The sequence below is a fragment of the Fulvivirga maritima genome (assembly GCF_021389955.1).
Taxonomy (GTDB): domain Bacteria; phylum Bacteroidota; class Bacteroidia; order Cytophagales; family Cyclobacteriaceae; genus Fulvivirga; species Fulvivirga maritima.
In genome coordinates, this window is the sequence record NZ_CP089980.1 from 6,219,763 (window position 1) to 6,238,204 (window position 18,442).

General features: G+C 39.5%; 16 protein-coding genes. 10 read left to right on the plus strand and 6 right to left on the minus strand.

The features are described from left to right. Nucleotides 1-10: 10 nt before the first annotated feature. Both LVD15_RS25960 and LVD15_RS25965 read right to left on the minus strand, forming a co-directional pair. A complete protein-coding gene (locus tag LVD15_RS25960; protein ID WP_233778094.1) occupies nucleotides 11-2,572 on the minus strand; it encodes an ABC transporter permease in 2,562 nt (853 codons plus the stop codon). Beyond that, a complete protein-coding gene (locus tag LVD15_RS25965; protein WP_233778095.1) occupies nucleotides 2,572-3,264 on the minus strand; it encodes an ABC transporter ATP-binding protein in 693 nt (230 codons plus the stop codon). The genes LVD15_RS25960 and LVD15_RS25965 overlap by 1 nt, the downstream gene beginning before the upstream one ends. Nucleotides 3,265-3,393: 129 nt before the next feature. On the opposite strand from LVD15_RS25965, the gene LVD15_RS25970 reads away from it, so the two are divergent. The 5 genes from LVD15_RS25970 (at nucleotide 3,394) to LVD15_RS25985 (ending at nucleotide 7,388) form a co-directional block, all read left to right on the plus strand. Then, nucleotides 3,394-4,011: an arylesterase gene (locus LVD15_RS25970; RefSeq protein ID WP_233778096.1), complete on the plus strand. Its 618-nt coding sequence runs from the start codon at nucleotides 3,394-3,396 to the stop codon at nucleotides 4,009-4,011. 923 nt (nucleotides 4,012-4,934) lie between these two features. Then, nucleotides 4,935-5,279 (plus strand): hypothetical protein, encoded by a 345-nt coding sequence (locus LVD15_RS25975; protein ID WP_233778097.1) that lies wholly within the window; start codon nucleotides 4,935-4,937, stop codon nucleotides 5,277-5,279. Next, nucleotides 5,215-6,780, plus strand: coding sequence for a hypothetical protein (locus tag LVD15_RS25980; RefSeq protein WP_233778098.1), 1,566 nt, complete (start codon nucleotides 5,215-5,217; stop codon nucleotides 6,778-6,780). The genes LVD15_RS25975 and LVD15_RS25980 overlap by 65 nt, the downstream gene beginning before the upstream one ends. Before the next feature lie 40 nt (nucleotides 6,781-6,820). After that, on the plus strand, nucleotides 6,821-6,949 hold the full coding sequence (locus tag LVD15_RS26985) for a hypothetical protein (RefSeq protein ID WP_255763344.1): 129 nt from the start codon (nucleotides 6,821-6,823) through the stop codon (nucleotides 6,947-6,949). After that, nucleotides 6,915-7,388 carry a suppressor of fused domain protein gene (locus LVD15_RS25985; protein WP_370687387.1) on the plus strand — a complete coding sequence of 158 codons (474 nt, stop codon included), beginning with the start codon at nucleotides 6,915-6,917 and terminating at the stop codon, nucleotides 7,386-7,388. The genes LVD15_RS26985 and LVD15_RS25985 overlap by 35 nt, the downstream gene beginning before the upstream one ends. A gap of 946 nt (nucleotides 7,389-8,334) precedes the next feature. Here LVD15_RS25985 and LVD15_RS25990 read toward each other — a convergent pair. Next, entirely contained in the window at nucleotides 8,335-12,711 is a 4,377-nt protein-coding gene (locus LVD15_RS25990; RefSeq protein ID WP_233778100.1) for an HYR domain-containing protein, read from the minus strand. Continuing rightward, entirely contained in the window at nucleotides 12,708-13,514 is an 807-nt protein-coding gene (locus LVD15_RS25995; protein ID WP_233778101.1) for an integrin alpha, read from the minus strand. The genes LVD15_RS25990 and LVD15_RS25995 overlap by 4 nt, the downstream gene beginning before the upstream one ends. A gap of 476 nt (nucleotides 13,515-13,990) precedes the next feature. On the opposite strand from LVD15_RS25995, the gene LVD15_RS26000 reads away from it, so the two are divergent. The 5 genes from LVD15_RS26000 to LVD15_RS26020 all read left to right on the plus strand — a co-directional run bounded on the left by LVD15_RS26000 (nucleotide 13,991) and on the right by LVD15_RS26020 (nucleotide 17,616). After that, complete coding sequence (locus LVD15_RS26000) at nucleotides 13,991-15,244, plus strand: erythromycin esterase family protein (RefSeq protein ID WP_233778102.1); 1,254 nt, start codon at nucleotides 13,991-13,993, stop codon at nucleotides 15,242-15,244. Between the two features lie 35 nt (nucleotides 15,245-15,279). Then, entirely contained in the window at nucleotides 15,280-15,705 is a 426-nt protein-coding gene (locus LVD15_RS26005; RefSeq protein ID WP_233778103.1) for a DUF7738 domain-containing protein, read from the plus strand. A gap of 131 nt (nucleotides 15,706-15,836) precedes the next feature. Continuing rightward, the gene (locus LVD15_RS26010; protein ID WP_233778104.1) at nucleotides 15,837-16,325 is read left to right on the plus strand and encodes a porin family protein; all 489 of its coding nucleotides are present in this window, start codon (nucleotides 15,837-15,839) and stop codon (nucleotides 16,323-16,325) included. Between the two features lie 16 nt (nucleotides 16,326-16,341). Continuing rightward, on the plus strand, nucleotides 16,342-16,509 hold the full coding sequence (locus LVD15_RS26015; RefSeq protein WP_233778105.1) for a hypothetical protein: 168 nt from the start codon (nucleotides 16,342-16,344) through the stop codon (nucleotides 16,507-16,509). Nucleotides 16,510-16,638: 129 nt separating this feature from the next. After that, complete coding sequence (locus LVD15_RS26020) at nucleotides 16,639-17,616, plus strand: Gfo/Idh/MocA family protein (RefSeq protein WP_233778106.1); 978 nt, start codon at nucleotides 16,639-16,641, stop codon at nucleotides 17,614-17,616. A gap of 175 nt (nucleotides 17,617-17,791) precedes the next feature. Here the strand turns inward: LVD15_RS26020 and LVD15_RS26025 are convergent, their stop codons facing one another. Together LVD15_RS26025 and LVD15_RS26030 are read right to left on the minus strand one after the other, a co-directional pair. Then, a complete protein-coding gene (locus LVD15_RS26025) occupies nucleotides 17,792-17,950 on the minus strand; it encodes a GreA/GreB family elongation factor (protein WP_233778107.1) in 159 nt (52 codons plus the stop codon). A gap of 23 nt (nucleotides 17,951-17,973) precedes the next feature. Next, nucleotides 17,974-18,297 (minus strand): hypothetical protein, encoded by a 324-nt coding sequence (locus tag LVD15_RS26030; RefSeq protein WP_233778108.1) that lies wholly within the window; start codon nucleotides 18,295-18,297, stop codon nucleotides 17,974-17,976. Between the last annotated feature and the right edge of the window lie 145 nt (nucleotides 18,298-18,442).

The following is an 18,442-nucleotide window of genomic DNA, read 5'->3' on the forward strand; positions in this document are numbered from 1 at the left end:
TATTAGTTTCCTAAGCTTCCTTTCTTAACACTTCCAGCGGTGACTTATTAATAACATCTCTTGTATTGAACCAACCTACTATCAAAGTAAGCGCCGTTACGCCTACCCAGATATAAAGCAATTCCAAGAAATTAGGCATAAACACTACTTTAAAGAAATAAAGTGCTAATAACCAACCAGAAAGCACTGCTAACAGCAAGCCTACCAAGCCAGCGAAGAATCCCAGATAGGCATATTCCAGCAAGGTCATACCTACTATCTGCTTTTGAGCCGCTCCTATGGTTCGGAGTAGCACATTCTCCTTAAGCCTTAAGTATTTACTATTGATCACCGCTCCGGCCAATACAACCAACCCTGTTAGAATACTAAAAAGCGCCATAAACTGAATAACAAAAGAAACTTTCCCAAAGAATTCATCTATTGTAGCCAGAATTAATCGCAGATCTATCAAGGATATGTTAGGGAACATAGTTACCAGCTGCCTTTGAAAAGCATTGGCCTTACCATCATCTTCTACCCGGGTGGTGAGCACATAGGTTTGGGGCGCCTCTTCTAACACGCCATTAGGAAATACAAAAATGAAATTAGGCGGATCTTTCTGCCACTCCACATCTCTAATGCCACTGATATAGGTGGTCATAGGTATTCCCTGAATATCAAACACTATGGTATCTCCTATTTCTACATCCAGATCTTCCTGCATACCCTCAGATATACTTACATAAATAGAGTCATTTGAAAGGTGCTGAGCTGTACCTTGTTTTATTTCTTCAGCTGAGCTCAAAGAATCACGATAAGTGACCCTATACTCTCTGGTAACAGCCCAGTTTCTAATGTTATCAGTAGTATCATTTTTTATTTCTGTAACTGTTCTTCCATTCACTTCACTAATACGGCAAGTAACAATAGGCACTACCTGCTGCACAGGCAAATTATGCTCTTCTGTTAACTTCACCACCTCCTCTTTCTGCGGAGGTTGAATATCAAAAAGAATGGTGTTAGACTGGTTTTCCTGTCCTACAAACTCTACCTGATTGAGCAGGTTAGACTGCGCTATATTGAGCGTAGCTATCATAAACACCCCCAGCCCAATTACCACTATCAACACAGAGGTTTGATTATTTGGCCTGAAAAGATTGGCTAAACTTTGTCTCCATACAAAACTCCAGCACGACGGGAAATACCTGCGTACCAACTTCATAAGTAAATGAGCCATGCCTGCTAAAGAAGCAAAGGCGACCAATAAACCCAGAAAAAAGGCCCCTCCAATAAGAAAACTGCTCGACTGATAGCTGGCAAACGCAAATGGGAACAACAATATACAGCCCACTACCGCCCATCTAAGGCGTGAAGCCATTCTTTCTTTTGAAAAACCTGACCGCAAGACACTTAACGGAGGTACAAAACGTACAGCATTGAGAGGCAACGTAGAAAACAGCACCGTGATTATTAATCCCAGTACCAGCCCTTCAGCTACTGACTCCCAGGCAATCTGCAAATTGAGATCAAGAGGAATGAACTCCTGCAGCAATGGAGGCAAAGCAAACTGCATGGCCACTCCCAGCACTATGCCCAGCACCGTACCGATCATACCTACCACTATGCTTTGAATAAAGAAAATGTTAAAAGCCTGCCAACCCGTAGCTCCAATACAACGAAGTACCGCCACACTCTCACGCTTTTCTTTTACATAAATATGTACTGAGCTGGCCACACCAATACACCCTAAAATGAGCGCAATGAAGGCCAGTAAATTAAAGAAACGATAAAGGTTTTGGACTCCTTTACCCAAGCTTTCTTTTCTCTCCTGTACGGTATCAAACGAATGCCCATATTGCCTGATTATGGGTTTTAAATATGCTTCGGCCTCTGCAGTTTCTTTTTCACTATCAAATTTAAAAAACTGGCTATATCTTACTCTGCTTCCATACTGTACCAGACCTGTTGAATCTAAATATTGCTTTGATATGTAAACCGAAGGTGTAAAAGTAGAACGTACACCTCCACCACCGGGTATTTGCCTTACCTCTCCCGCTATTTTAAAGGTCACCGTGCCCAGTTTTATAGAATCTTCAGAGCTCACATCATAGTGACTGGCCAGGTTTTTATCTACCATAATGTAGCGGCCATCCTGCACCAGCTGCATAGCATTTGAGGGTGAAGTTTCAAGGTCTCCGTAAAAAGGAAAATCGCCTTCAATCGCCACCACACGAACTAGTCTGGTACCCGGGCTACTGGTCATAAACATGGCCATTGAAGCTAAAGAAGCCTGCGAGGCCTGCTGAGAAGGAATAGAGTCAAATGTTTGCATCAATGCTTCTTCAAAAGCACTATTGCCCTCCACTACCAAATCAGCACCTAGTAATTCTTTGGCCTGATCATCAATATTTTGCTTCAGGTTGATATTAAATGAATTGATAGATACCAGTGCGGCTATGCCTATCACTATCGATAATACAAAGAGAAACAACCTGCCAAAGTTCTTTCTGGCATCTCTATAAGCCATTTTCCACACCCACTTATCTCTAAGTGCATACGGCTTTTTCCTTTTAATTTTAATGATATACTCCATTAGGAAACCTCACTACTCTTTTTGTCAGACACCAATTTTCCTCCTTTAATCTGAAGTATGCGTTCGGTATGTGCTGCCAGCTCCAGGTTATGTGTAACCATTACCAGCGTGGTGCCTTCCTGCTTATTGATATTGAAAAGCAACTCCGTAACTTTTTCTGCCGTTTCCTCATCTAAGTTGCCAGTAGGCTCATCTGCAAAAAGTATTTTGGGGTTCGTAATAAAAGCCCTGGCCATAGCCACACGCTGCTGCTCCCCTCCAGAAAGCTGAGAAGGGTAATGATCCATCCTATCGCCCAGCCCCACACGATCAAGCAGCTCACGTCCTTTTTCTTTATATACTTTTTCTCCGCGTAGCTCCAAAGGCACCGTTACATTTTCCAAGGCAGTAAGCGTAGGTAATAGCTGAAAATTTTGAAATATAAAGCCTACATGCTGATTCCTGACATAAGCCCGATCATCTTCATCTAAGGCATTAAGCTTCATGTCTACCAATGAAACAAAACCCGAGGTAGACACATCAAGCCCTGCGCATAGCCCCAAAAGGGTAGTTTTGCCACTCCCTGATGGCCCCACAATAGCCATGCTCTCCCCTTCTTCCACGGTAAAAGAAACATCATCTAACACGGTGAGGACTTTACCTGATGAGTTAAATGATTTTGTAAGGTTTTCTACAATAAGTATTTTCGACATAGTATTTTTAAAACAAGCTGACGATATGATCGTTTAAACATGAAAATGACAGCCATCTATCGGCAACTGCATTTTTTGGTTTAAAAATTGAGGAACCAACCTCTGTAAAACACTGACATTACTATCATTATGTTTAAGAAACAACTTATATATATACTGATCACAGGATTTTTTGTTTTATCGGCATTTAATACTGATCAAAAAACCATTATTTTTTTTGGCGATAGCCTTACTGCCGGCTATGGCTTATCTAAAGAGCAGGCCTTTCCTGCCCTGGTAGAAGATAAGCTGGAAGCCAGTAATAAAAACTATAAAGTAATTAATGCCGGCCTTAGTGGAGAAACCACTGCTGGCGGCCTCTCAAGAATCGACTGGATACTAAAGCAGCCAGTAGATATTTTTGTACTTGAGCTTGGCGCTAATGACGGACTAAGAGGTTTGCCCCTAGATCAGACCAGAAAAAACCTGCAAGGCATTATAGACAAGGTGAGAAAGAAAAACCCTAACGTAAAAATAGTCATTGCCGGCATGATGGTACCTCCTAACCTGGGGCCAGAATATAGTGCAGAATTTCAAAAAATATTCCCTCAGATAGCTAAGAAAAATAACGCCACCCTCATTCCTTTTTTACTAGAAGATGTGGCTGGAGACAGCAACCTCAATCAGGCTGACGGCATACACCCTAACGTAAAAGGCCACCAGATAGTAGCTGATAATGTAATGGAAGTTTTGAGAGGCATTATTTAACTGAATGATCAAACATGAAGTGAAATTACTTCATTTCATCACTTTTCAATCCTTTTGTACCATTGACAGTATAAGTAATTTGTAGGTAATATGAAAAGCTCAAAACAGTTGAGATGTAATTAAATCATGAATCAGTACCGATCGTCTACATTTCGACGGGGCTCAGTGTGACTCGGTGAGTGTGATCGTCACCTTCCCTATCTGGTAATTACGAGGAAGATATGCCGAAGTAATCTCGAAACTATGAAATACTGTATCTCGACTGACTGCAGAAGCAACTTCGAGATTGCTTCACTACACTTCGTTTCGTTCGCAATAACCATTATAAGTACTATCATCATTTATCGTCATCCCTGCCGAAACGAAGTGAAGAGCAGGGATCTCGCTGTTCAGTTAACACTAACCGAACAGTGAGATTCCTGATATCATTGCGCTATGCTCCATGATTCAGGAATGACGGCTTTCAAATGCTACTAGAGCTACGCCTGAGCTCAGAAGTAATGTAGCTTTTTCTTGTTACTTTTTTGATCGATTGTAAAAAAATAAGGAACCTCAGCTATGAAATAGAGGCAGTGGATTAAACAAGCAAACAGCTGTATGAAAAGCTTTACTTAAACCAATAAGCAGATCTCTCCTGCCGTCGAAATGCCCTGGATTTTAGGGAGTAGATTATGTCAATTCTATTGGTGCGGTTGAGACAAATGTTAGGTCTCGAAATGACTGCGGTGCATAAATGTATTTGACTTAAAGTTTTAGCTCATATAAATTGACTTGACGCTCCTGCTAACATTTAGGAATAGTCCAAAACAGTTATAATGATTTTTGCATATACCCTTTTCTGGTGATGGATTAGAAATATTGCTCCAATAGCTTTGTTACAACCTCTGGAAGTAAAACGGCAAAGCGCAATTAAAGCACAAATCATGGCAATAGAAGAAATAAAAAAACGATTCGATAATTTAGAAGAAATCTACAAAACGCAGTTAGAAATTAACCTTAAAGAAGAAGATGCCTTGGTGGCCTATGCTGGTTATGACTTTTTCTCGTTAGAGCAGTTTAACTGTGAGTTTCAAAACTTTTCCAGAAAAAAAATTGAGTTCTTCCCCACTTTAGAAGAGGTGGAATCTGATGAAAAACACATAGTACTTATCCGCAATGGTAAGCTTTTACATACCCGCCAGTATTTTGGAGAAGATGTTTATTATGATTCTGTATTTGTGCATTCTGAAAAAGGAATCATGGCGCTACCATGTATATATAAATGCTGATACTTTTAGGCCCATATTCATTGAATACCTTAGTAGAAATGAAGAAGGATCTCCTTTGCAATATATAAAATACTTATATGGGTATCAGATTTATGATTATAAATGGGAAGATAATGAAGACCACCCATGCCATGTAAACGTGTCATCATTTTCTCCCGACGATGAATTGATAAGAACAGAAAAATACCTGGTCACTTACAAAAACGTCATTGTTGATAAAATAATTAATGAAGACGGCATAGAGGTGCACAACAGCGAAAACCTTGATAAAGACATCTCTCAGATTATTGAGGAAGTAAAGGCCCAGGTAATTGCCAATGTAGGTAAAATGATGGAGGAAAAAGGCCATCTATTCAAAGGGAAAATCGCCTTTGCCCTCTTTGAATATGTTTTTGATGCTGCCTTCCCTCCCATCCTGGCTTTAGCCACACAAGAAGAGGCTGATAGAGAAGAAGACCCGCTTTTAGCTTATTCAGCTGCCGATCTGCTATATTTTTCGGAAAGTGATGAATATTATTTTGACTTAAATAGTGAAGGAAGTGATAAGTTTGACATTCTAAACGAACACATCAGTGAAACATTGGAATATGAAGATGCCGTAACGCTGGCCAGAACTGTGTACAGTGACATTTGCAAATCACCAGAGCTCTACGAGATTTTCAATCAACACCTGGATATAGCTGATGATTTTCACATTACTGTGTTTGATATGGACGCTGTAGATTTAGATGAAATGCTACCACTTACTGTAAGCAAAGAGGTACAGCAAAAGTTATGGGGTAAACAGCAAGCTTACTTAGAAAGTCGTCAAATTCCAGATGAATACTTACGCATTATAGCTGAAATGAATGAAGCTTGTCAGGTAGATCCCGAGGAATGGCAAAAACTAGTTTCAGAAGCCAAAGAAGTAAGCACCAGCCATTGTTACTTATCTGATTTTCATTTTTACATACAACCGTTGTTATACGAACAATGTCATAGAGAACATGCACCTTATTCTGATTTTATCCGCCTTACCGGTGCATCTCTCACTCCTGAACCCGATAAAAGCTGTAAGCACTATCTAGATGCCGAGGGAAGAATTTGCATGATTGAACAGGTAAATAACGACAAAATCACTTTAACAAAAGTATTCAAATATGAACCTCATCAAATACAAGCTTTCACCAAGCGTTCCCAAAGAAATGAGCTGGATTCTATAGCAACACTTTCATTAAAGAATGGGTTGCCTGATAGCTTAATTAATTATGACCTACGTCTAAAAAGTCAAGATATTCAAACTCTATGTGAAATTAAGTACACCATGGAAGGTGAACATGTTAAACAAGCAACAGAATCCACTTTATACTTCCATATTAATGAAAACTTCTATTCTAAAAACATTTACAAATATGTGTACACCTATTCTCCAGAAGGCAAATTAACTAAGACAGACACCTACTTAGAAAATGATGTTTTTTTTATGAGTGAAGATTTTAAACCTCTCGATTACTCATCATAACTTCTAATTATTGAATTGTCCATTCTAAAATCAATGTACTATGCTACCCGATTTACAATCACAAATTGACAATTATGCCGCCTACCTCAGTGGTATATTTCAGGCTAATGCTGACAGTTTCATAGAAGGTATTAGTGACGATTTTCCAGCTAAGCACATGGATATATAATAACATTCCTGACCAAGGTATGATTACAGGAGCCACTTATGGTTTATCCTTTTCTGATCATCCTACCTGGATGTACGGCAAGCCAGAACTGATGATCACCGTACAATCTGATAGTATAGAATGGGCTCGTGCTGCCGCTAACATGGCTTTTCAGTTACGCGGTAGTTGCCCGTTTGCTTATGGAAATACTATTAGATATGGAAAGCCCATTGCTGAAGATTCAGAAATGGATGCATTTTTCATTTTCGCTCCTTCTATTTTAAACAAGGAGGACTATTTACATATAGATCTGGGGCTTGATTACAAAATATGCACAGCAGGCCTGTATCCTATCTATTCATCAGAAATAGAATTGATTAATACATGGGGACTGAAAGATTTCTGGCATCACCCGGAATTTGACATTTATAATATAAAAAGAAAGCCTATAACCGGTTGATTTAGACTCAATGCCATCAGCGCATATGCATGAAGCGATATATCCATTGATTCCATTCTATCAAAACAACCTGTAATTGACGATTAGGATCAGTTCTTGATAAAGACTACACCCTCATCAAAAGTCATCTCTCGCCAGGAGAGATTCATGTGTTTATGACCTTCAGACTAGAATAGCAAGGAACCTAGACTTACTATTGCAAATCATCATCTATGTGAGGTAGACCGGAGCAGCCTTGGCTATGACCTTAATAGATTTCTCCCTTCGTAACAATGACAGGTAGATAAAAATGATCAAAACAGTTGAGATCTGATTAAATCAAGAATTAGTACCGGTCGTCTACACTTCGACGGGGCTCAGTGTGACTTTATAGGTGCGGCCCCTCACCTTCCCTATCTGGTAATTACGAGGAAGATATGACGAAGTAACCTTGAAGCTATGAAATACTGCATCTCGCCTGACAGCAAAAGTAACATCGAGATTACTTCACTACACTTCGTTTCGTTCGCAATAACCATTATAAGTACTATCATCATTTATCGTCATCCCTGCCGAAACGAAGTGAAGAGCAGGAATCTCGCTGTTCAGATAACACTTAACGAACAGTGAGATTCCTGATATCACTGCGCTATGCTCGATGATTCAGGAATGACGGCTTTCAAATGCTACTACAGCTACGCCTGAGCTCTGAAGTAATGTAGCTTTTTCTTTTTACTTTTTTGATCGATTGCAAAAAAGTAAAGGACAAAAGCTATGAAATGTAGACAGTGGCTTCTTAAAACCAGCAGATGCTTGAAAAGCCTATGCTGCATGAATACATAGATTTCTCCTTCCGTCGAAATGACCCTGTTTTGCAGTAGCTTCCTTTCATAAAAAAACCTGAAGAACAGACGCTTTAAGGTCCATCCTTCAGGTTTCATTGATTTAGGTGTATGGCTTATCTATTTTATTTCTTAAGCACCAAATAACCATTGGTTTTTTCTAGCTGATGATCTGCTGGTACCATGATTTTAAAGAAGTAGGTACCTTCTGGCAGGTCGCCCGCTCCTAAGCCGGTAAGCCTGTTGGCCTGACCTGTAAAGGAATGGCCCTGATTATCATAGCCTTCCATTTCAAACACCAAATCTCCCCAGCGGTTATAGATTGATACTTTGTTTTCAGGGTAATCTTCTATACCATGGATCACCCAGCGATCATTAATGCCGTCTCCATCAGGAGAAAGGCCGTATTTAGTCTCCCCTTCTACCACTTCTATAGTGAGGTAATCATAAACCTCGCAGCCTTCTTCTGACACAAATTGCAGGGTATAATCTGTGGTATATTGCGGACTGGCCGTGGTGGTACTGCTTTCAGGATTACTCAGTCCGTTTATAGGACTCCATTGAAAACTACCTGGCATATTGGCTTCTGCATTTAAAGTAGTACTGTTGCCCAAAACTATCTGCACATTATCGCCAGCCTCTAATTCTGGCTCCAATTGATGAACGACAAAGGCACAAGTTGAAGCATTGCCATCTGCATCTGTAGCAGTGATGTTTACGGTCATGCCATCAGTAAGTGCCGAGCCTGCGGCCGGGCTTTGTGTCACTTCAGGATCAGCATCCATATTATCTGTTACTGTAATTTGAGAAAGATAATCCGGTAAAGTGGTGATATCACAAGCCACTTCCTGATCTTCCAGACATGTGATTTCTGGTGCTTCTGAATCTGTAAAAACTGGCGTTACCATAAATGAGCAAGTGCCTATGTTCCCCGAAGCATCAGTTGCAGAGAGTGTTACTTCTGTAGCTACTGTGATAGTGGCTCCGGCAGCGGGACTCTGTGTAACGTCAGGGTCATCATCACAAACATCTGATACGGTGGCTAATGATGTATAATCTAAAAGACTGCTTCCACCTTCTACTTCTTGATTTTCTATGCAGGTGATGGTGGGCGCGGTTGTGTCTTCACTTAGGTTCACGTCAAAAGAACAGTGAGAGCTATTACCTGCAGAATCTGTAGCAGTGATGTTTACGGTCATGCCATCAGTAAGTGCTGAGCCTGCGGCCGGGCTTTGTGTTACTTCAGGATCAGCATCCATATTATCTGTAACTGTAATTTGAGAAAGATAATCCGGTAAAGTGGTGACATCACAAGCTACTTCCTGATCATCAAGGCAAGTGATTTCTGGAGCTTCTGTATCTGTAAAGACGGGCGTTACTATAAATGAGCAAGTGCCTATGTTGCCTGATGCATCAGTAGCCGTTAGCGTCACTTCTGTGGCTACTGTGATAGTGGCCCCGGCAGCGGGACTCTGAGTAATTTCAGGATCATCATCACAAACATCTGATACGGTGGCTAATGATGTATAATCTAAAAGGCTGCTTCCGCCTTCTATTTCACGATCTTCCAGACATGTTATCTCTGGTGCCACGGTATCTTCTTTTAGGTCCACTTCAAAAGAACAGTTGGAACTATTGCCTGTAGAATCTGTGGCGGTGATGGTGACTGTCATTCCAGCTGTAAAGGCCGTGCCTGCTCCAGGGCTCTGCGTTACTTCAGGATCGGGATCTATATTATCTGTTACTGTAATTTGAGAAAGATAATCCGGTAAAGTAGTGACATCACAAGCTACTTCCTGATCTTCAAGGCAAGTGATTTCTGGAGCTTCTTCATCTATCGGTGCTACTATAAAAGAACAGGTACTCTTATTGCCGGAAGCGTCTGTAGCCGTTATAGTCACTTTTGTACTCACCGTAATAACTGAATCTGGCGCCGGACTTTGCTCTATGGTAGGATTGGGATCACAAGCATCTGTTACTGTAACTATGCTGGTGTAATCTACTAAGGAATCTCCATAATTCACCTCCTGATCTTTCAGGCATGTAATTTCTGGGGCTGCCTCATCGGTAGGAGAATACCCGAAAATAACATATATCTCTCCAGGCTCATTGAACTGACTATCTTCTGTATAGTGAGATAAATACCTTGCTCCAGAAATGACGTCACTGATTCCGTCATTGTTAATATCTCCTGCGATGGCTACCGAACCAATAGAATTTGAAACAGTATTGAAGTACTCCCCTGTATGGAGACCACTACTAGTTATTGTATTTGGCCATGTACTTCTCCCAAAAACCACCTTATTTCTAACCACAAAATCATCAATACCATCTCCATTGAAATCTCCACCTCCCTGCATTTTAGAATAGGAAAGATCACGAAATCCTGTCATGGAGAAACCATTAGTTCCATCCAAATCAGCCACATCAAAAGATGCCACTCCTGCTCCAATAGCTCCTCCAAAAATGGCATAATATGAACTTCCCTCACTAACAAAAAGACCTTCATATCCTGAATCATTAATATCTCCTGCATTAAAAACATTAGATAAACTTCCTGAAGAATTGGTTATCACCACACCGCTGCTTGCATCCAGATTATCTAATGAATAAGTAGATGAATAAGACTGAGTAGTACTCCCATAAATAACGTAAACTTGCTGGTTACTAATCACTGCAAGATCTTCTAAGCCATCGCCATTAAGATCTCCCGCATTGCTTAGATGCAGACTAATTTCTCCTCCACTTGGTCCTTCAAGAACAAAACCATTGGTGCCATCCAAATCTGCATAACTGATCATAGCATCGAACGTGGATCCTTTCCCATAAACCACATATGCCTTACCATCTAATGAGCCTGAACCACTTCTGGCTGCCACTACCAGGTCATCATAGTTGTCTCCATTGAGATTTACAGAAGTGATTTCCATTCCTGATTGGACCCATTGTTCACCAGAAAGAATAAAGCCATTGGTGCCATCCAGATCGGCATAGTCAAACTGAGCATCAGAAAACGTACTACTTCCAAAAATCACGAAAGTAAAACCACACTCATTTCCCAGCCCACAATCCTGAAAAGGATCCCCAATAGCAATATCGGCAAGACCATCGCCATTGATGTCTCCAATACCTGCCACAGCATATCCAGAATATTGACTAGAAGTATATAGATTACTAAAATCACCTATTACGAACCGATTGGTTCCATCTAATAAGGCCATATCTTCATATCCTTCAAATCCAGTGGATCTGCCATAAACTAAAAAAGCATTCCCCTCAACTACTATATTTTGATTATTGTACTCACCTCCAAAAGATGCGGACACCCCACGCGCTCCTACTATGAAGTCATCAATTCCATCACCATTGAAATCTCCTACGTATTCGATATCATTCCCAAACTGTGAAGTTGTCTTCACTCCTTCTGCCTTAAAACCATCCGTACCATCCAAATTCTCATAATTGATACTTGTACTGTTGCAATTTAAATCTGCGTTGGGTATTGCTTCATTTACCATAAATGAACAAGAAGTGGTATTGCCACTGCCATCAGTTACTGACATAGTCACCTCTACAGCTCCTGTAAACAAAGTGCCTCGCGGAGGAGACTGACTAATCACCAAATCTTCTATATAAGTACAATTATCAGAGGCATTGATTTCAGATACATAACTAGGAAGTGTGGATCCTTCAAAAAGCGACTGGCTAGATGATGGACAGGTTATTGTGGGTGCAATATCATCATCTAAATCAAAAGTATTACCGTACACGATGGCCACCCCCGAAGTTGTTGAGCTTGTACTACTGCCTATTATGAAGTCATCATAACCGTCTTCATTGACATCCCCTAGCGCATCAACAGCTATACCGTAAGTCGGATAATTTACTCTATAAAACACTTGAAATCCATGATTGGGATCTGATACATAATCATCTAATATCATTTCTGCAGGATAAGCTCCTGAAGTGCCATAAAGAACATAAGCAGCACCTCCATTGGCTCTACCCGCACTGCGTCCTGAGATTAATAAATCATCAATACCATCATTATTGACATCTCCAGCTATGCTCACACCGGTTCCAAGTCTATCATTGAATCCTTCTCGACCTCTCATTACAAAGCCATTACTCCCATCCAGAGTTGTCAGATCATAATCAGCTGGAAAATCACCAGGGTTATTGCTACCATAAATTACATAAGCAGCACCATTATAAGTACCATCAACATCACTTGCCGCATAGTTCCCTATGATAAAATCATCTATAGCATCACCATTTATATCTCCCCCATAAGCGACATCACCTCCAAAAGGTCCATATCGTGACAATCCTACCATAAACCCATTGGAACCGTCTAAAGAAGAGATCTCGAATTCTCTTGAAAATGAACTTCTACCATAAATAACATGCAACCGACTAGTATAAATTGAGCCTATCCTCAAATATGCAGAAACGGCAATATCATTGAAACCATCATCATTGATATCGCCAACTGTGGTCACTTTATAACCCAAATTTGATAGGCCTGAATAACTTCGTATAATGAATCCATTTGCTCCATTAAGATTTGTAACATCGAAAGTAGATCCAAAATTATTTCCTCCATAAAGCACATAGGCTTCTCCCCTTCGGCTACTCCCGAATTAGAATTATTATCTATTCGAGACATGTGAGCACCTATGATGATATCTGGTATACCATCTCCATTTACATCGCCAAGGCCATCAGACTCCAAACCAAATTGACCTCCTGCTATTTCACCTCTGATCAAAAAACCATTCGTACCATCCAGATCGGCATAAGATACATTGGCAGGAAAAGGATCCGTACTGCCGTACAAAACCATAGCAGCACCCAGATCATCTGAATATCCATAGAGCCCTACGATAAGATCATCAATGCCATCGTTGTTAAAGTCTCCAATAGTATTGGCAGATGTTCCCAGATACTCATCTTCCAATACTCCATTGATTCTGAAACCATTGGTTCCGTACAGAGTAGCAGGGGCAAAAGGGGAACTAAGTCCAGCTCCTCCGAAGATCACATAAACTGACCCTACATTTTGAAGACCACTTACAGGGTGATCAGCTACGGATGCGGTAACCAATATATCATTGATGCCATCACCATTGATATCCCCTGCACTCGCAGCATCATATCCAAAATTGGAAGAACTCTCACTGCCTTCTAACAGAACTCCATTGGTACCATCCAGATCGGAATAATAGACATCATTACACTGTGAATGAGCAAAAAAAGAAATAATAAAAGCCAATAATAAAAATGTGGATTTAGACCAGTTCATAGTTACATTATTAATGTCTGATTTTGGTTCGGGCAGAAAAAAATATACTCTTAGCCAGAACACAAATGTTTTTCAGTTAAAGAGTTTTTAAACCACTTATTAAGATTCAGAGTCAGCTAAAATTTGCATTGGTTAGAATGCAGCCTGACAGACTCATTTTCTCTCAGAAAGATTTAAAAATCTACTCCACAAAATTATAGGGTGCACCTTCCGTATAAATCACTATAAATAGGTAAATCAGAAAATCATTAGTAATGATCAGTACTTGGTTATTAATGTAATAAATAGCCTTTCAGCCAGAAGAGAACTATTTTGAAACATGATTATATTTTGATATTCACTTATGAACACTAAGCTCCAATAAAGGTGATAAAGTGTATAATACTTACATCAACTTAAATTTTTTCTCTATTTAATTAAATTTGAGTACTGTTTTAAAGAGTAAAATAGAGCTATAAATACTCCACTTTTTTACTATGCGATTTTTTATCATCATTTTACTTTTTTTATTAAAAAGCAGTCTATACGCACAACATACACTGCTACCCAATGAGCGTAACTGGCTGCAGAAACATACTATCTCTTTTAATTCTGAAATTGGTGATATTCAACCGCAAGAGTTTAGCAGGCTTGTAATTCCTGATTCTACAAGAATAATAGGGTTGGGAGAGGCTAATCATGGAAGTAAAGAATTTCAGGTTCTGAAATATAAACTAGCAGCCTACCTCATTCAAAATCATGATTTTAATATTATCTCTATAGAATTTCCCTATACACAAGGACTCTTATTAAATGATTATGTACTGGGAAAAGATGAAGATGGGCTAAGAATACTAACTGATCAACTAAACAGTGAATACAATAACACTCAATTCATAGAGTTTGTAGATTACATAAAAGCCATCAATAAACATAGAAGTGCTAATAAAATTCAATTTTTAGGAGGAGATATTTTTGGAAAGCCCTACGCTGTAAAAAGACTAATAACCTATTTTAGAAAAACCACGGTTCAAGTTCCTTCTGTTTTATTAAATACTGCAGACTTATATCAAAGCCTATCTACCCAGGAGGACAAACAACTAAAGCCACCCTCTAAAACGATATTAAATGAACTAAGAACCCACCATGACCAAATGGTTAAAGCCAGCTCTCTTTTAGAGTTTAATAGAATGACACGGTTGGCTGAGTTATTAGCGGTAGAATGGAAAGGCAACCAAAGGGTAATAGAATGGGCAAAATCTACGCTGCATCAACTCAATGAAAACAAAGACAATAAAATTCTTCTGCTAGCCCACAATGGTCATATCAAAAAAACCAACAGAGAACTAGGCAGGAAACTGGCACGCAGGCTTGGTAATTTATACTTCGCCATCGGTACTGATTATAACGCAGGAAGTTTTGCCTTGAAAAACCTCAATGACAGAGCTCATGTTCACTATGACAGCATACAAGTAGTGCCTATGCCCGATTGCTTAGCTGAGCATATCAACCAGATGAATGGCCAACTTCATTATCTAAAAACGCCTACTCAAAAGGAAAAGGCTAATGCATGGCTATTCCAGAAAATTTATACCTCCTCTACAGGAATGGGATACCTGACTCCACTTACTAAGCCAGTAGAATTCAAAAGAAAAAATAAAGTCACCAAACAGTATGATGCGCTTTTTATTTTAAAGGAAATTCACCCCAGCCATCTACTTAAAAACACTACTCCTCTTAATCCATCATAACCTAATAATTAACTAACATAAAAACCTACAAACCAATGAAACTCATCTTCACCACCTTATTTTTCGCCCTATTGACTCTTATGAGCTATGGACAGGAAACTATAACCGTAGAATACACGGCTGACTACACGTTACTGATTAATGGCCAACAGATAGACAACACCACTACCTACGATGACATAGTGAAATTACTTGGTGAACCGGAATTATATAAGGCCTATCCTACAGGTAAAAGCAGATACCATTATAAAGAGCTCGGTATTGCGCTAAGCACAGTAGAGGGTAATGTATTATCTATAGGCTTCAATTATAACTGGGATGGTGATAAGAATTTTCCGGAAACTTCTTTTGAGGGCGAACTGAAGGTAGAAGATATTTTTATAAACAAAAGTTCTCATGCTATAATCATTGAAAACCTGGCCGAGCTGGAATTAACTGCCCTATCCCCGGCATGTGCATGAATAACCCGAAGAAGATCAAAAACCCCATTTTATTAGGTTTTGAAAATGATGAGATTACTCAGGTGAGTATTGAATTTCATTAACCCTCCTTAAATATAATTCCCATTTAAACACCCAAATCCTTTTAAATTATGTCCTATAATAAGTGGAAATTTTCTATAACATTACTTTTTGTTATTATCTCTTGGTCAGCCATAGCACAAGACCAATTCATATCTCTCAAAGGAGGGCTAAACATCACTAAAATACAGTCAGATGGTTTATTTTCCCCAAACGATGCGCGCAAGGGCTTCATTGCTGGTGTCGGGTATGAATACCATTTGGGCACTGGCATATTCATTGGAGCAGACTTACTTTATAACCAAAGAGGATATACTATTGATGCTTATCTTATGAGTGATAATGGAAGTAACATCAAGGAGAAGGTCACCTTTGAGTACGACTACAACTATATATCCCTACCTCTTAAAGTAGGTTATAAATCTGGCTCTACTAAAATATCAGCCTTCGGTAATGTGGGCTTAGTACCATCTCTACTAGTATATGCTGAAATTACAGAACCTTCGTTAGGCGAACTTCTAGAGGGGGAAAACTACTACTATCACCAAAAAGGCAAGTAGGTTTGACCTTGCAGGAATGGCTGAAATAGGAGGCCTTCTTCAATTCAGTAATGAAATTCATTTATTCACTTCAGTAGCCTTTCAACATAGTCTTACTAGCATAACTAATGACAACTATTTCTCAGAAAGCAAAGCTCGCCATTATGGTGTGATGTTAACCTTAGGCTTAAAAAAATCCGTTTAAACGCTCTACTACAAACTTTATAAGTAATAACACAAACCTATTACCATCCCATAAATTACTTTAATAACTTTACATGGGCCAATAATTTAAAATTGGCCTATTGTTTACTATTAATAAACCACTACCAATATGATAAAATGGGGCATAATCGGTACGGGCACTATTGTTCACCGGTTTCTTAACGATTTTCCTTTTGCCGAAGGCGGGCAATTAGCGGCCATAGCTTCCAGAAATATAGAAAGGGCTAATGAGGTGGCTACAGCTTATAAAATCCCCAAGGCTTACGGCAGCTACGAGGCTTTACTTCAAGATCCGCAGGTGGATGCCATATATATTGGTACACCCCATCATTTACATTATGAAAATACAATAGCCTGCTTAGAAGCCGGTAAAGCCGTGCTCTGCGAGAAGCCGATTTCTGTAAACACTGACATGGTAAAAGGCATGTTTGCTAAGGCTGAAGAAAAGAGAACCTTCCTTATGGAGGCTATGTGGACTTACTTTCTGCCACCAGTTTTGGTAGCACAGCAGTGGGTAAACGAAGGGCAAATAGGAAAATTAAAAATGATTAAAGCTGACTTCGGCTTCACCGGCAATTTCTCTCCTGATCACCGGCTTTTCAATCCCAATATGGCTGGCGGAGCCTTGCTAGATGTAGGCATCTACCCAATAGCATTGGCACTGCTTTTCGCTCAATCTACCCCAAAAGACATTATGGCCAATGCTATAATAGGTGAAACCGGAGTGGATGAGACCAATAGCATCGAAATTAAATTTGAAAATGGAGTAATTGCTCAACTTACCAGCTCGGTTACTGATAAATTTCCTAATAAAGGCTATATCTATGGAACAGAGGGCTACATCGAAATACCTAACTTTTGGGAAGCCAAAACAGCCAAGCTACACCGATATGATGAAGAAGGCTCAGAAGAATTTGTAGATGCCCGAAAGCCTATGGGTTTTAACTATGAAATAGAAGAGGTAAACCAGTGCCTCATGGATGGTAAGCTCAGTAGCTCCACTATGGGCTTAAAACAAAGCATGGATCTGATTGGAGTGATGGATCAGGTAAGATCAATTATTGGATTGAAGTACCCTTTTGAATAAGGGTTTTATGAACAAATAGGTCTTCTTCAACAATAGTAACAAGAATTAGTGAGTGTCACATTGAAGTACTCAAAAGCCTCTATTTCACGGAAATAAGCCTTGCGAGTACCTCACTCTGATTTAAATTTTGCTTTTGACACAATATCTTTCGTTTTCATATAGAAATCAAGAGATGCTAGGCTTCATAGCTAATCGCCTTCACTTCAAATACGCGTTCTCCTTTTGCCAGTTTAAGAACGGCCTCCTCTCCTACTTTCTTTTCTATTAGCAACCGGGCTATTGGCGATATGAAAGCTATCTTTCCTTTGTTGATATCCGCTTCATCAACCCCCACTATCTGGTATTTCTGTAATTTGCTTACCCCTTTATCTTTAAAGTAACCGTAGCTCCAAATCTCACTTCATCTGTAGACTGATCTTCTACCGGGACTATCTTGGCACTGTTAATTCTCTCATTGAGTAAGTTTAACTTAGCATTAATAAAATTGACGGCTATTCGCTTTTCATTTTCATTAACACTATCGGTATTATCTCTTTCCTTTATCAGTTCTTCCCTTTCTTCCAGCAATAAGTCCATTCCTTTTCTGGTAACATAATTAGTTACACCAGCAGGCAAATCCGCACGTGGCGGCACCATGGGTATTTCTTCCTGATCTTCTTCTTTTACAAACCCTCTACTCATAATCTTTCTCTTTACACAATAAACAGATTACCCAATTATATGTTTTTTTATGTGAAAAATTGACTTTTATGTAATGAAATTAAAAAAGAGGCCTGCAATAGCAAACCTCTTTTTCTGTCAATCAGTCCATCATTCAAACTATCTC

Bases quoted from the DNA above. Each gene is read 5' to 3' on its own strand.
- LVD15_RS25960 (WP_233778094.1), bottom strand. From the start codon at position 2,572: ATGGAGTATATCATTAAAATTAAAAGGAAAAAGCCGTATGCACTTAGA.
- LVD15_RS25965 (WP_233778095.1), bottom strand. From the start codon at position 3,264: ATGTCGAAAATACTTATTGTAGAAAACCTTACAAAATCATTTAACTCA.
- LVD15_RS25970 (WP_233778096.1), top strand. From the start codon at position 3,394: ATGTTTAAGAAACAACTTATATATATACTGATCACAGGATTTTTTGTT.
- LVD15_RS25975 (WP_233778097.1), top strand. From the start codon at position 4,935: ATGGCAATAGAAGAAATAAAAAAACGATTCGATAATTTAGAAGAAATC.
- LVD15_RS25980 (WP_233778098.1), top strand. From the start codon at position 5,215: ATGATTCTGTATTTGTGCATTCTGAAAAAGGAATCATGGCGCTACCAT.
- LVD15_RS26985 (WP_255763344.1), top strand. From the start codon at position 6,821: ATGCTACCCGATTTACAATCACAAATTGACAATTATGCCGCCTACCTC.
- LVD15_RS25995 (WP_233778101.1), bottom strand. From the start codon at position 13,514: ATGAACTGGTCTAAATCCACATTTTTATTATTGGCTTTTATTATTTCT.
- LVD15_RS26000 (WP_233778102.1), top strand. From the start codon at position 13,991: ATGCGATTTTTTATCATCATTTTACTTTTTTTATTAAAAAGCAGTCTA.
- LVD15_RS26005 (WP_233778103.1), top strand. From the start codon at position 15,280: ATGAAACTCATCTTCACCACCTTATTTTTCGCCCTATTGACTCTTATG.
- LVD15_RS26010 (WP_233778104.1), top strand. From the start codon at position 15,837: ATGTCCTATAATAAGTGGAAATTTTCTATAACATTACTTTTTGTTATT.
- LVD15_RS26015 (WP_233778105.1), top strand. From the start codon at position 16,342: ATGGCTGAAATAGGAGGCCTTCTTCAATTCAGTAATGAAATTCATTTA.
- LVD15_RS26020 (WP_233778106.1), top strand. From the start codon at position 16,639: ATGATAAAATGGGGCATAATCGGTACGGGCACTATTGTTCACCGGTTT.
- LVD15_RS26030 (WP_233778108.1), bottom strand. From the start codon at position 18,297: ATGAGTAGAGGGTTTGTAAAAGAAGAAGATCAGGAAGAAATACCCATG.